Annotated in this window: 11 protein-coding genes; 7 read left to right on the plus strand and 4 right to left on the minus strand. The window is 65.8% G+C overall.

Translation table 11 applies throughout. The features are described 5' to 3' along the window. The first annotated feature begins 8 nt into the window (after positions 1 to 8). The 5 genes from ESB00_RS16505 to ESB00_RS16525 all read left to right on the plus strand — a co-directional run bounded on the left by ESB00_RS16505 (position 9) and on the right by ESB00_RS16525 (position 7,562). Entirely contained in the window at positions 9 to 986 is a 978-nt protein-coding gene (locus ESB00_RS16505) for an AAA family ATPase (protein ID WP_129048889.1), read from the plus strand. A 59-nt stretch (positions 987 to 1,045) separates the two neighbouring features. Continuing rightward, positions 1,046 to 1,969 (plus strand): DUF58 domain-containing protein, encoded by a 924-nt coding sequence (locus ESB00_RS16510; protein WP_129048890.1) that lies wholly within the window; start codon positions 1,046 to 1,048, stop codon positions 1,967 to 1,969. A gap of 105 nt (positions 1,970 to 2,074) precedes the next feature. Continuing rightward, a complete protein-coding gene (locus ESB00_RS16515; RefSeq protein ID WP_129048891.1) occupies positions 2,075 to 3,118 on the plus strand; it encodes a VWA domain-containing protein in 1,044 nt (347 codons plus the stop codon). Then, a complete protein-coding gene (locus ESB00_RS16520; protein ID WP_129048892.1) occupies positions 3,115 to 4,944 on the plus strand; it encodes a VWA domain-containing protein in 1,830 nt (609 codons plus the stop codon). The genes ESB00_RS16515 and ESB00_RS16520 overlap by 4 nt, the downstream gene beginning before the upstream one ends. Before the next feature lie 5 nt (positions 4,945 to 4,949). Further along, complete coding sequence (locus ESB00_RS16525) at positions 4,950 to 7,562, plus strand: BatD family protein (RefSeq protein WP_129048893.1); 2,613 nt, start codon at positions 4,950 to 4,952, stop codon at positions 7,560 to 7,562. Positions 7,563 to 7,653: 91 nt separating this feature from the next. On the opposite strand, the gene ESB00_RS16530 is transcribed toward ESB00_RS16525, so the two are convergent. Together ESB00_RS16530 and ESB00_RS16535 are read right to left on the minus strand one after the other, a co-directional pair. Next, complete coding sequence (locus tag ESB00_RS16530) at positions 7,654 to 8,208, minus strand: NUDIX hydrolase (RefSeq protein ID WP_129048894.1); 555 nt, start codon at positions 8,206 to 8,208, stop codon at positions 7,654 to 7,656. Then, positions 8,205 to 8,786 carry an LOG family protein gene (locus tag ESB00_RS16535; RefSeq protein ID WP_129048895.1) on the minus strand — a complete coding sequence of 194 codons (582 nt, stop codon included), beginning with the start codon at positions 8,784 to 8,786 and terminating at the stop codon, positions 8,205 to 8,207. Before ESB00_RS16535 ends, ESB00_RS16530 begins: the two co-directional genes overlap by 4 nt. 94 nt (positions 8,787 to 8,880) lie before the next feature. Here ESB00_RS16535 and gluQRS point away from each other — a divergent pair, with 94 nt between their 5' ends. Both gluQRS and ESB00_RS16545 read left to right on the plus strand, forming a co-directional pair. Continuing rightward, on the plus strand, positions 8,881 to 9,723 hold the full coding sequence (gene gluQRS, locus ESB00_RS16540) for a tRNA glutamyl-Q(34) synthetase GluQRS (protein ID WP_129048896.1): 843 nt from the start codon (positions 8,881 to 8,883) through the stop codon (positions 9,721 to 9,723). 232 nt (positions 9,724 to 9,955) lie between these two features. Next, positions 9,956 to 11,281, plus strand: coding sequence for an MFS transporter (locus tag ESB00_RS16545; RefSeq protein WP_129048897.1), 1,326 nt, complete (start codon positions 9,956 to 9,958; stop codon positions 11,279 to 11,281). A 37-nt stretch (positions 11,282 to 11,318) separates the two neighbouring features. On the opposite strand, the gene ESB00_RS16550 is transcribed toward ESB00_RS16545, so the two are convergent. Together ESB00_RS16550 and ESB00_RS16555 are read right to left on the minus strand one after the other, a co-directional pair. Further along, a complete protein-coding gene (locus ESB00_RS16550; RefSeq protein WP_129048898.1) occupies positions 11,319 to 12,794 on the minus strand; it encodes a carboxypeptidase M32 in 1,476 nt (491 codons plus the stop codon). Further along, on the minus strand, positions 12,791 to 13,153 hold the full coding sequence (locus ESB00_RS16555) for a hypothetical protein (RefSeq protein ID WP_129048899.1): 363 nt from the start codon (positions 13,151 to 13,153) through the stop codon (positions 12,791 to 12,793). The genes ESB00_RS16550 and ESB00_RS16555 overlap by 4 nt, the downstream gene beginning before the upstream one ends. Positions 13,154 to 13,162: the final 9 nt, after the last annotated feature.

A 13,162-nucleotide genomic window follows, 5' to 3' on the forward strand; every position in this document is an offset into this window, starting at 1 on the left:
CCCCGCCCATGATCAACGGTCCCACCTGGTCCCAGAAACTCCGCGCAGAAATCGGTCAGGCCGTCATCGGCCAGGATGCCGTCATCGAGCGCCTGCTCGTCGCCCTGCTGGCCAACGGCCACGTCCTCCTCGAGGGCATGCCCGGCCTCGCCAAGACCCTGCTCATCAAGTCCCTCGGCACCGCCCTCGGCGTCCAGTTCGAACGCATCCAGTTCACGCCCGACCTGCTGCCGAGCGACGTGGTCGGCACGATGATTTTCTCGCCCAAGGACGGCGGGTTCACGACCCATCGCGGCCCGATCTTCGCCAACCTCGTGCTGGCCGACGAAATCAACCGCGCGCCCGCCAAGGTCCAGTCCGCCCTCCTCGAGGCCATGCAGGAGCGCCAGGTCACCATCGGCGGCGGCACCCACGCCCTGCCCAGACCCTTCTTCGTGATGGCCACGCAAAACCCGGTGGAACAGGAAGGCACCTACCCGCTTCCCGAGGCGCAGACCGACCGCTTTCTGTTCAAGCTGCTCGTGGACTACCCGACCGCCGACGAGGAGGCGCTGATGATGGAACGTTGGGGCCAGGTCACCAGATCTCCTGAACTGAAACCCGTTTCCAGCGGCGAGGAACTCCTCTCGCTCCGCGCCCAGGTGGACCAGATCCACGTCTCGCCCGCCGTGCAGGCCTACATCCTCGCGCTCGTCCGCAGCTCGCGCGACCTCGCCGCGCAGGCCGAGGGCACCGGCGGTGGCGCCAAGCGCCTGCTCAACTTCGGCGCCTCGCCCCGCGCCTCGCTCGCCCTCTTCCAGGCCGGCCGCGCCCTCGCCTGGCTCCGCGGTGCCGACTACCTCTCGCCCGCCCTCGTGCAGGAAATTTTCCACGACGCCCTGCGCCACCGTGTCGGCCTCACCTACGAAGCCGAGGCCGAGGGCCTGTCCACCGACAAGGTCCTCGACCAGGTCCTCATCCGCACGCCGGTGCCGGCGAAAGCCTGACATTTTCTGTAGCGGCGCTCTATGAGCGCCGTCCGGCGGTCTCAGACCGCCGCTACCAAATGGCCTCCGTCTCAGAGCACACCTCCCTCGTCACCTCCCAGCTTGCGCTGCTCAAGCAGCTCGAGTGGCGCGTGCGCCATGCGGTGGAGAACGTGCTCAGCGGCGAATACCGCTCCGCCTTCCGCGGACGCGGCATGGAGTTCGACCAGGTCGTCAAATACACCTTCGGCGACGACATCCGCGACATCGACTGGAACGTCACGGCCCGGCTCGGCGAGCCCTACCGCAAGAAGTTCATCGAGGAGCGCGAGGTCTCGCTGCTGCTCCTGTTCGAGGACAGCGTGAGCCTGCAGTTCGGCTCCGGTGCCCAGTCCAAGCGGGAAGCCCTGCTCGAGCTCGCCGGCCTCTTGATGATGCTCGGCGCCGTCAACCGCGACCGCGTCGGCTTCCTCCACGCCTCGCCCGCCGGCTACACGCTCAAGGAACCCGTCCGCGGCCGCGGCCAGATCATGCACGCCGCGGCCCAGCTCCTCGGGCAACCGGCGCCGGCAATGGATGATCGAGAATCAAAAATCGAAAATTCCTTCATCCCCTGGCGCCTCCTCGCCAAGGCCGCCCCGCGCCACAGCATCCTGATTTGGCTGGGCGATTTTCCCCCGCGCCTCGAGCCCGAGGGCTGGAGCGTGCTCTCGCGCCGCTACCAGACCATGGGCTTTCGTGTCGAAGACCCGTGGGACCGCGAACTGCCCGCCGCCAGCCGGCTCACCACCTATGACCCCGTCGCGGGCCGGATTGTAAACCTCAACGGCACCTCGTCCGCCCAGCGTGCCGCCCACGCCGAGTGGGTCGCGCAGCGCGAGGCCGCCTTCCGCACGCTCTTCCCCGACCCGCTCGCGCGCCTCTCCGTCCGCACCGATCAGGAACGGCTGGAGGCCCTCGTCCGCTTCTTCCACGCCCGCATGTTCGCCGGTCACCGCCGGTGACCGGCGAAAAGTAACAAGTCACAAGGATCAAGTAACAAGACCCATGCTCATCGCTGCCTTCAGTTCCTGGCACTTGGCACCTGTTACTGGTTACTTCGCCTCCTGATGCCCCTCACCAATTACACGCTCCATTCCCCCTGGTGGCTGCTCGCCCTGCTGGCGCTGCCGTTGCTGGTGTGGGTACGCGGCCGGCGGGGGGCGCCGGTGTTGGTGGTGCCGTTCGCCGCGGCGTGGCATCGGCCGTCGATGATCCCTACTTCTCGCTGGCCGGCCTATTTCGCCACCGTCGGCCTCGTGCTCCTCATCGTCGCGCTGGCCCGTCCGCAGATCGTCGAGGACAAGCGCGAGGTGAAGCAGCAGGGCTACGACCTCATGCTCGCGATCGACCTCTCCGGTTCGATGCTGGCAGAGGACTATGAACGCGGCGGCGAGCGCATCAACCGCCTGCAGGCCGTCAAGCCCATCATCCAGGCCTTCATCAACCAGCGCACCTCCGACCGTATCGGCATGGTCGTTTTCTCCGGCCGCGCCTACACGCTCGCCCCGCTCACCTTCGATCACGAGTGGCTGGAACGCCAGGTGGAGCGACTCAAACTGGGCATGATCGAGGACGGCACCGCCATCGGCGACGGCCTCGGCGTCGCCCTCACCCGCCTTGAGCAGGCCAAGCGTGAGAGCAGCGGCCAGCGCAAGGGCGCCTTCGTCGTCCTCATGACCGACGGCGCCAACAACCGCGGCGTGCTCACTCCGGTCCAGGCCACCGACATCGCCAAGGCCCGCGGCGTGCCCGTTTACACCATCGGTGCCGGCAAGGACGGTCTCGTGCCGATGCCCGTCTTCGACGACAACGGCAACAAGATCGGCTACCGCCGCGCCATCTCCGACCTCGACGAAAGCCAGCTCCGCGCCATGGCTGACGCCACCGGCGGCAAGTTCTTCCGTGCCTTCGACCTCGACACGACCGAAAAGGCCTTCGCCGCCATCGACGCCGCCCAGAAGATCGAGTTCCAAGCCAAGTCCTACCTGCTCACGACCGAGCTGTTCCACTGGCTGGCCATCCCGGGCGCCGCGCTGCTGTTCCTCGGCGCGCTCGCCGCCTTGCCGCCACAGTTGCCTCTTCGTCGCAAACGCGCCGCGGTGACACCATGAGCTTCCACTCCCCCCATCTTCTCTGGCTGCTTGTGCCGCTCGTGCTGCTGTTCTCGTGGGAACTGGCGCGGCACGCCACGCGCGCGGTCACGAACTGGCCCAAGATCGCCCGCGCGTGGGCCGGGGCCTTCGAGGTGTCGCTCGGGGCCAAGCACACGACCGCCGAGAACCGCCCGCGCCTCTGGCTCTGGTTCGGCCTCGCCTGTTGCCTGGTCGCGCTGGCGCGTCCGCAGTGGGGCGTCATCGAGGATCAGGTCTTTGATCAGTCGCGCGAGGTGATCATCGCGGTGGACCTTTCGCGTTCCATGCTCGCGCAGGACGTAAAGCCGTCGCGCCTCGACCGCAGCAAGCTTCTCATCCAGTCGCTGCTCGACGACCTCAAGGGCGAGCGCGTGGGCCTTGTGCTCTTCGCCGGCACCGCATTCCTCCAGAGCCCCCTCAGCTCCGACTATGAAGTCATGCGCGAATTCCTGCCCGCCCTCGATCCCGATTACCTCCCGGAGGGCGGTTCCAACTACCAGGCCATGTTGGATACCTCCATGCAGGCCTTCGGCACCTCCACTGCCGACCGCTATCTCATCGTCCTGAGCGACGGCGAAAGCACGGTGGACGACTGGCGGAAGCACACCGAGGCCCTCAAGAACAAGGGCATCCGGGTCATCGGTCTGGGCGTGGGCACCACGCAGGGCTCGTTCATCCCCGATGCCGCCGGCGGCTTCGTGAAGGACGAACGCGGCGCGGTCGTCATGTCGCGCCTCAACAGCGCCACGCTGCAGGAACTCGCCCAGGTCACGGGCGGCGCCTACACTGACGCCAGCGCCTGGGTGGACCTGCCCGGCCTGCTCCGCACCACCGTCGAGGCCGGCAAGAAGGGCGAATTCTCCGAGAAGAACACCGCCCGCCTCATCGAGCGCTTCCAATGGTTCCTCGCCCCCGGCCTCGTGCTCCTGCTTATCAGCTTCTGGGCCGAGTTCCCCGTCCGCCCGCGGGAGCGGGCGCTGCCGCTGGCGGGCCGGAAAAGGGAGAACGGAGTAAGGAGAAGGGAAACCACGGCAATCGCAGTCATGATCGGATTGTTCCTGCTCCTTTCACCCTGCTCCATTCCTCCCGCCTCGGCTGCCGAGCAGCCGGGCGACACCCTCGCCAAGCCTCTCAGCACCCTCATCGGACGCCTCGCCGATAAACCCGCCCTTGAGGCCAAGGACTGCAGTGAGCTGGCCCAAGCCACCCTCACCTACGCCGAGCGCCTCAAGTCCGCCCAGCAGCAACCGCAGGAACCCGTCGTGCGCGACGCCCTGCAGGCCGTGGATCTCGGAGAGAAGCTCGACCCCAAGGCCGCCGACTGGCCCAAGCTGCGCGCGGATCTCGAAGCCCTGCTCAAGCGCGACGACCAGCAAAAACAGGACGAGCAGAAACAGGATCAGAAGAACGAGGACCAACAAAAGCAGGAGCAACAACCGCAGCAGAAGCAGGATCAGCAACAGCAGGACCAGGATCAGAAAAACAACGACCAGCAGAAGCAGGATGAAAAGCAGCAATCCGAGCAACAGAACCAACCGCAAAACCAGGACGCCTTCGGCGACATGAAGGACCAGCAGGAGCAGAAGGCCGAAGACCAGAAGCCCGCCCAGCCGCCTCCGCCGAAACCCGGCACGCAAAAGGTCGGCGGTCAGAAAGAGGAAAAGTCCCCCGAACGGGCCGACCCCGAGCTCGCCATGCCTCTCCAGAAACTTGAACAGGTCCGCAACCAGGACTCCCCCGCCAAGCTCCAGCAACTCATGCAAGGCCAGCAGCAGAAGCCCAAAGGCACGGGCAAGAATTGGTGATTCTCATGCGACGCAATCCGCCCACGTTCTCTTTCTTTGCAGGAGCCTGCTTGCAGGCGCTCATCCGGTTCATCGCCGGCAAGCCGGCTCCCGCCTGGGGGCTGGTCTTCTTCGCCACCGCCCTCCCTGCGCTCGCCCAATCCATCCGCTGGGACCCGCCCGGCGGCCAGCTCGGCTTCAACCAGGTGAGCCAGCTTTCATTGGTGTTCGAGGATTGCGAACCGGACAACGACCCCAAGCTGCCCACGGTGGACGGTCTCCAGTTCGGCACGCCCGGGCAGAGCAGCCAGACCAGCATCATCAACTTCAAGATGACGCGGACCTTCGCCCTCGTGTTTCCGGTCCGCCCCACCAAGCGCGCCGCGATCATCATCCCGCCATTCGAAGTCCAGACCGACAAGGGAACGCTGAAGGTGGCCGCCGCCCGCTACACCGTCGGAGACGCCCCGGTCGGCAACTCCGGCCTCACGATCAACGACGTCGCCTCGGCCTCTCTCGAGATCCCGAAAAAATCCGTCTGGGCCGGCGAGGTTTTCCCGGTCGCCTACAACCTCGACGTGATCCGCCGCTACTTCCATTCCCTTGGCAGCAGTGTGGCCTGGGAAAGCGCACCGGCCATTGCCGACGACTGGACCAAGCCCGAGCCGAGCGAGGCGCTCATCCGCGGGGAACGGCACGTCATCGCGGCGCAAACCACGCGCGCCTCCATCAAGCAGCCGGGCATCTACACGCTGAAACCCGCCGGCCAGCTGATCAACCTGATGGTCGGAAGTTCCGGCTTCGGTTTGTTCACCCAACCCAACGTCGAGCAGCGCCAGCTCGAATCCAATTCGCTCGAACTCACCGTCAAGGCCCTGCCGGCCGCGCCGCCGGAGTTCACGGGCGCGGTCGGGCAGTTCACTTTTGTTTCCAAAGTCGTTCCGCTCACCGCCGCCGTCGGCGAACCGGTCACCTGGACCCTCGAACTGGCCGGCACGGGCAACTGGCCCGACCTCACCGGGCTGCCGCAGCGCGAGGTCTCCAACGACTTCCAGGTCGTGCAACCGAAGTCGAAGCGCACGATGAAGGACGGCACCCTCTTCGAGGGCACGCTCACCGAGGATGTCGTGCTCGTGCCCACCAAGCCAGGCACCTACCGCCTGCCGCCGGTGCGTTTCAGCTATTTCGATTCCGACAGCGGCACCTACAAGACCGTCGCCAGCGAGCCCGCCACGGTGACCATCACCGCCGGCTCCGCTCCCGTTGTGCCGCCGGCATCCTCCGGTGCGCCGGTGCAATTCTCGCTCGCCCCGCCCACGCCCGCCCCCGCGACCCCGGCCCTGCCCACGGCCGTGGCCCCCGTTCCACCCGAAAACCTGCCGCGGGAACAGCTGGAGCAATCCGCCCGCGGCCATGCGCCCGTGGAACTGTCCAAACTCGTCCGGCTCTGTCTCCTGTCCGCTGTCCTCGGGCCCCTGCTCCTCTGGCTGACCCTCGCCGCCCTGCGCTCCCGCGAACGCGATCCCCAGCGCACCCGCCGCGAAGCCCGCGCCGCCCTGCGCCTGGCACTGGCGGAGCTGCGCAACTCCGGCGCTCAGCCCTCCGCGTTCAGCGCTCCGCTCCGGCGGTGGCAGCAGCACACCGCCACGCTCTGGCAAATCCCCCACGCGGCCCCCGGCGCAAGGCTCGTCCACGCCAGCATCCAGCGCCACTCGCTGAATGCCACCGCCTGGACCAAACTCTGGGAAGAGGCCGACCGCGCCCTCCACGGTCGCGACGCCGCCCTGCCGCAGGACTGGCTCAATCGCGCCGAGGGCGCGCTCCAAGCCGTGAAAATCCCCGGCTGGAACCCGTTCTCACTCTTCGCTGGCCGCAACCTGCTGCCGTTCTTGTCCGGCCTATTCATCCTTTCCGCGCTGTTGGCCCCCTCGGAATCTCGCGCCGACACGGCCAGCGAGGCCTATCGGCGCGGAGACTTCGCCGCCGCCACCACCGCCTGGCAACAATCGGTCAAGACCACGCCCACCGACTGGGCCGCCCGCCACAACCTCGGCCTTGCCCTCGCCCAGCAGGACCGCTGGGCCGAGGCCGCCGCGCACTGGACCGGCGCCTTCCTGCTCAACGCCCGCGCCGATGTCACGCGCTACGATCTGAACCTGGGTATCCAGCGTTCGGGCCTCGCCAACCCGCAGCTCGTCGAGCTCTCCCGTGGCGAGGGACGCTACCAAATCGCCCGCCTCGCCTCACCCGGCGAATGGCAGCTCGCCTTGGTCCTCGCCGCCCTGCTGCTCGCCGCTGCCCTCGTGCTCCTGCTGTTGCAGGGTTACCGCCGGATCGGCGGCTGGGGCAAGCCCACCGCCCTCTCCGCCACGCTGCTCGCCATCATCCTCGCCGGCGCCGCCACCTTCAGCCTCCACGTCTACGGCCAACTCGCGCACCCCGACGCGGTTTTCGTTTGGCGCGCCACCACGCTTCGCAGCATTCCCACCGAGGCCGACACCACGCAAAAGACCTCGCCTTTGTCCGCCGGCTCCGTCGCCGTTGTCGAGAAGACCTTCCTCGGCTGGACCAAGCTGACTTTCCCCGGCGGCCAGTCCGGCTGGGTCCGCAACGAGGAGCTGATCGGATTGTATCGGTAACCAATCCACCACACCCCGGCGCTGCGCGCCCCCCTCGCCAGAGGGGATTTTCTGCCCGCAGGGTTTTTATCCACCTGGAGAGGGGTGCCCGTCAGGGCGGGGTGTGGCGCTCCGTCTTCCGCACCAGCCGCGCCAATGACTCCTCCGGATTCAACCGCGCCACATCCTCCAGCCGCACCCACGCGAGATCCTTGGACTCGCTGCTGATTTGCAGCGGCTCCGCCGGGTCGGCCTCGATCAGGAAGCGCACGTCAAAGTGCCAGTGCTCCGGCTCGGCCCCGCGCGCCGGGATCCGATGACGGTCCACATCAAACACCTCCGGCGATGCCAAGCGCAGCCGCGCAAGCCCGGACTCCTCCTGCGCCTCCCGCATCGCCGCCAATGCCAGGTCAGCCTCGCCGTCCACATGCCCGCCGAGCTGGAGCCAGCGGTCGAGTTTGCGGTGGTGCGTCAACAAAGTGCGGGTGCGCGCCGCGTCCACGATCCAGGCCGACGCCGTGAGATGCCCGTCGAGACAGGTGCGCCCCAGGCAGTCCGGGTGCGCTGCCATGAACGGAAAATATTCCGCCAGCATCGCGGCCTCGTGTCCGGCCTCGGCGCGGATCTCGTACCGGCGCAGCAGCGCGATGGTGTCGGCCAACGTCATTTCGTGTCGAACCACTTTGCCTCCGCCTTCGCCCCGCGCGCGAGTTCGATCTGCGAGAAGATGTCGGGAATGGAGTCCGCCACGCGGAAAAGGTCCATGTTCGATGGCTTGAAGAATTTCTCGGCCAGCATCCGGTCAAATAGCCGGATCAGGTCGTCGTAAAAACCCTCCTGATTGTAGAACACGCAGGGCTTCTTCACGACATCAAGCTGCCGCAGCGTGAGGATCTCCATGATCTCCTCGAGCGTGCCCCACCCGCCGGGCAGCGTCACGAAGGCGTCGGCCCGCGTCTCCATCAGCAGCTTGCGCTCGCGCATGGTGATGACGGTCACCAGTTCGTCGGCCTCGTCGAAGGCCAGCTCGCGAGCTTTCATGAACTCAGGAATCACGCCGACCACGCGGCCGCCCGCAGACTTGGTGCCGCGTGCCACCGCCCCCATCAGGCCGGTCTTGCCGCCGCCATAAACGAGCCCCCAGCCGCGCGCCACGAGCTCGCGGCCCAGCTCCTCGGCGGCCGCCGCATACTTCGGATCAATCCGGTCGCTGGAAGAGCAATAGACACAGAGCAGTTTCTGCATGACCGGAGTCTGAAACCACTCCTCCGCACTAATCAGCACAAATTTGCGGACCGTGATTGTCTGCCCGGAATTAGTGACCCATTAGTGTGGATGAGTGGTTAACTCCTCTTACATCGGCCGGCTGGCTCCTTCACCCACGGGGTTGCTGCACCTCGGTCACGCCCGAACTTTCTGGATCGCCCAGCAGCGCGCCCGGGCCGCCGAGGGCAGGCTCTTCCTGCGCAACGACGACCTCGACCGCGCCCGCTGCCGGCCGGAGTTTGTCACCGCCATGATCGAGGACCTGCGCTGGTTCGGCTTCGCTTGGGAAGAGCCCATGATCACCCAAAGCGAACGCATTCCGCTCTTCCGCGCCGCACTCGCCCGGCTGCACGCCGGCGGCTTCATCTATCCCTGCGCTTGCAGCCGCAAGGACGTCCAGCAGGCCATCGCCGCCCCGCATGAAGGGGCTTTCAACGACGAGCCGCTCTACCCCGGCACGTGTCGCCCGGAAAACCTGCCTCCCGACTCCCGTCTCCGGTCGCCTGCCGCACCCGCACCAGGCGATGGATTCAACTGGCGCTTCCGCGTGCCCGACGGCGAAACGCTCACCTTCCAAGACGGCCACGGTGGCGAACAGCGCGCGACCGCCGGCCACGACTTCGGCGACTTCCTCGTTTGGCGCAAAGACGACGTGCCCAGTTACCAGCTGGCCAGCGTGGTGGACGACGCGGATCTCGGGATCACCGAGGTCGTGCGCGGTGCCGATCTCATCAAATCCACCTTCCGCCAGCTGCTGCTGTTCCGCGCGCTCGGGTTCGCGATCCCGGCCTTTTGCCACTGCCCGCTCGTCACCGACGAATTCGGTGTCCGCCTTGCCAAGCGTCACGACGCCCTCGCGCTCCGCACGCTGCGCGAACACGGGCGCAAACCGGCGGAAATTCGTTCGGCATGGTGAGGCGGAGCCCGATATCCGGTCAAAAGACCGGCGGGCCAGCTTTCCCGCGAGCCTCACCGGAAGCGCTTGCCCCTCACCCGACCGAAGTCAGATTGCGCGGGGTGTGCGCAAGCCGTGAAACCGCAAACCGGGTGAGGATCGCCTCCAGGCGGCATCTGTGCCGGCTTGGATCAGCGAGCTGACAAACGCCCTTCGCCCCACCTCTTAAACCCCTGACCAAACGCTTCCCGAAATGCAGTTCCTGCCCCGATTCCCCCTCGTGTTGAGCGAAAGCAAAAAACTGCGCCTGATCAGCATGACGGCGTTTTATTTCGCGCAAGGCCTGCCGATCGGCCTCTATTTGACCGCGGTCGCGGCCTGGGTTTCCAAAAACGGGGCCTCGGCCTCCGATGTCGCCTTTCTGGTCACCACCACCTATCTGCCGTGGAGTTTCAAGTTTTTCGGCGCGGCCTTGATGGACCGTTACACTTATCTCGCGATGGGACGCCGCCGGATCTGGCTGATCGCCTCCCAATTCCTGATGTTCATCGGCCTGCTGGTGGCTGCGCTGGCCAGCCCGGGCCCCGGGGACATCTCCGTGCTGGCCTATGTGGGCTTTGCGATCTTTGTCGGCAGCGCGATGCAGGATGTCGCGGTGGACGGTCTGGCCGTGGATTTGCTGCCCGATGAAGAACAAGGCACCGCCAGCGCCTTCATGTTTGCCGGGCAGGCCTTCGGCATCGCGATTGGCGCGGCCTTGGGCGGCACCCTGCTGGCGAGATATGGCTCCACGGTCACGTTCCTGGGTTTTGTTCCGCTCGTCGGTCTCACCTGCCTGCTGGCGATAATCTTGCGCGAGCGGACGGGCGAAAAGATCCTGCCGTGGACCACGGGCCAAGCCTCCCCGGCCACGCGCATGGTTGGCTCGATCAACTGGCTGGCGATCCTCAAGATCACCCTGGTTTCGATGGTCAAGCGCGACAGTCTGTTCTTCCTCGCCGCCACGACGGTGGTCCGCACGACGAGCGGCATTTTCGTGGCTTTTTGGCCGGCCTACGCGACCACCAAAGCGAACTGGTCAACCCAGGATTACTCGGCGATGGTCGCGGTTGTCGGCCTGGTCGTTGCCACCAGCGGGATGGGGTTGGGGACCTTGCTCAATGCCAAGCTCGGCCCCCGCCGGGCGTGCATTTTCTCTGCCGGGCTTTACATCGTCCTCGGAGGTCTGCTTATCGCCCTGCCGCAGTTGGGCCTGCTGTGGGCCGGATTGATCGCGCTGTATGCCTTTTCTGACTCGACCAGCCTGCTCTTTACGATTTCCGGCAATCCGCTCCGGATGCGGCTGTCCGACAAGCGGGTGGCGGCCACTCAATTCACGATTTATAATTCGCTCGGCAATTTGCCGGTTCCGGCTGGCGCCTACCTCCTGGCCTGGACGACAGCTCAAGGCGGACAGACCATGACCATGACCACGGTGATCGGCCTGGCGATCATCGGGATGATTTTGATGTCCCTGCTCAGGATTGGCAACGTGGTCGACAACGTCCCCGAGAGCGGCCGGCCCCCACGGATGGACTGAACCCGTCCGGCCGGAGCATACGCGCCGGCCGTCGGGATCAGCCCAAGTAACGCTCCCGCAGATGAGCGATGTGCCACTTGGCGTCCGCCGGCCGGCCCGTCGCCAGCTGCATGATCCTTGCCGGGGTCAGCGCGGCACCGTGCGCATGCACATTTTTGCGCAACCACTGCAAAAGGGGCGCGTAATCGCACCGCTCCAGAGCGGCCGCGACCTGCTTCCGCCGCCGCGCGGCCGCAAATAGCTGCGCGGCGTTGATGTTTCCCAGGGTGTAGGTCGCGAAATAGCCCAGCCCGCCCATGCTCCAATGAATATCCTGCAGGCAGCCGCGACGGTCATCCGGTGGCGTCAGTCCGAAGAGATCGTGATATTCCTCCTTCCACAGCCCCGGCACATCCTTCACCGCCAGTTCACCCCGCACCAGACGGCGCTCGAGACCAAAACGCAGCAGGATGTGCAGATCATACGTCGCCTCGTCGGCCTCCACCCGAATGAAGCTGAACTCCGAACGCAGGATCTCCCGCATGAATTCATCCAGCTTCACCTTCCTCAGGTGCGGGAACAATTCCTGCGCCCGCGGCAGCCACTTTGTCCAAAACAGACGACTGCGGCCCACATGGTTCTCCCACAGCCTGCTCTGCGACTCATGGAGACCCAGCGACGCCGCTGAGCCGCCCGGAAGACCGAATTCGTGGCCGGGCAACCCCTGCTCATACAACCCGTGGCCCGCCTCGTGCATCACCCCGAAGAGCGACGACAGAAATCGAGTCTCGTCATACCGTGTCGTCAGCCGCACATCGGCGGGACCGAGTGTGGTGCAAAAGGGATGGGCCGTGGTGTCGATGCGGCCCGCCCCGAAATCAAAGCCCAGGCTCTCCGCAATCTCACGGTTCAGGATCTGCTGCTGTTTGCAGGGATAATGCCCCTTGAGCACGCCCGGCCTCTGTTGCTTGGATTTCGCCACCGCCGCCCGGGCTAGTTCGGCCAATTGCGGCCTCATTTCCGCAAACAGCGCGGCCACTTCACGTGTCGTCGTGTCGCGCTCATACAAGTCCAGCAACGCGTCATACGGCTCGTCCTTATAACCGAATAATTCCGCTTTGCGCCGCGCAAGGCCGAGGATTTTTTCCAGATGCGGCGCAAACATCGCGAAATCGGACTGCCGCCGCGCCTCGACCCACACGGCCTTCGCCCGGGTTGTGACCTGCTTTTCTTCCTCCACAAACCGCCGCGGCAACTTTGTCGCCCGGTCGATGATGCGCCGCAATCCCTGCACGTTCGCCGCCTGTCTCTCATCTTCCGGCTTCTCCGCCTCCGCCCGCTCCAGCAGCTTCCGCGTCTTGCTTGAGGTTAGCAGTTCATGCGCCTTCCCGGTGAGATAGGACAGCTGCCGCGCGCGGTGCCCCAGCGCCTTCTCCGGCATGTAGGTCTCCTGATCCCAGCCCAGGACAGACTCCGCGGAGGTCAGCAATGCGACTTCAGCAGCAACCTCGCAGAGGGATTGGTAGGTGCTCATGGTAGTGTTCCGTTGCTCCACGCCGCCGGCAAAATCGCCTCCGTGCCGTGGATGTAATTACGATAGTAGAGCCAAAATATCAGTCCGCCGAGGCCAAACAGGAACATGATTTCGCCCAGGCTGCCGGCCGTGGAACGGCTCGTGCGCCGCAGCGACTGCACGGTCCAGATGAGGCCCGGGGCGACGGCAAAGGCCACGAGCGAAGCGCCGAAGAGCACCATGCCCATGATGAAGAGCGTGCGCAGGAAATCGTCGCCGATGAGCTTCGCCTTGTAGGCGATAACCTCGTTGCAGAGGTTGAGCAGCAGCAGGCAGCACGGGAGCACGTAATGGCGTTCGAGGGCGGCGCGGACTTTCATCGGAATCGG

Origin of the sequence: Oleiharenicola lentus, from assembly GCF_004118375.1 — a bacterium.
GTDB classification, from domain to species: Bacteria; Verrucomicrobiota; Verrucomicrobiia; order Opitutales; family Opitutaceae; genus Lacunisphaera; species Lacunisphaera lenta.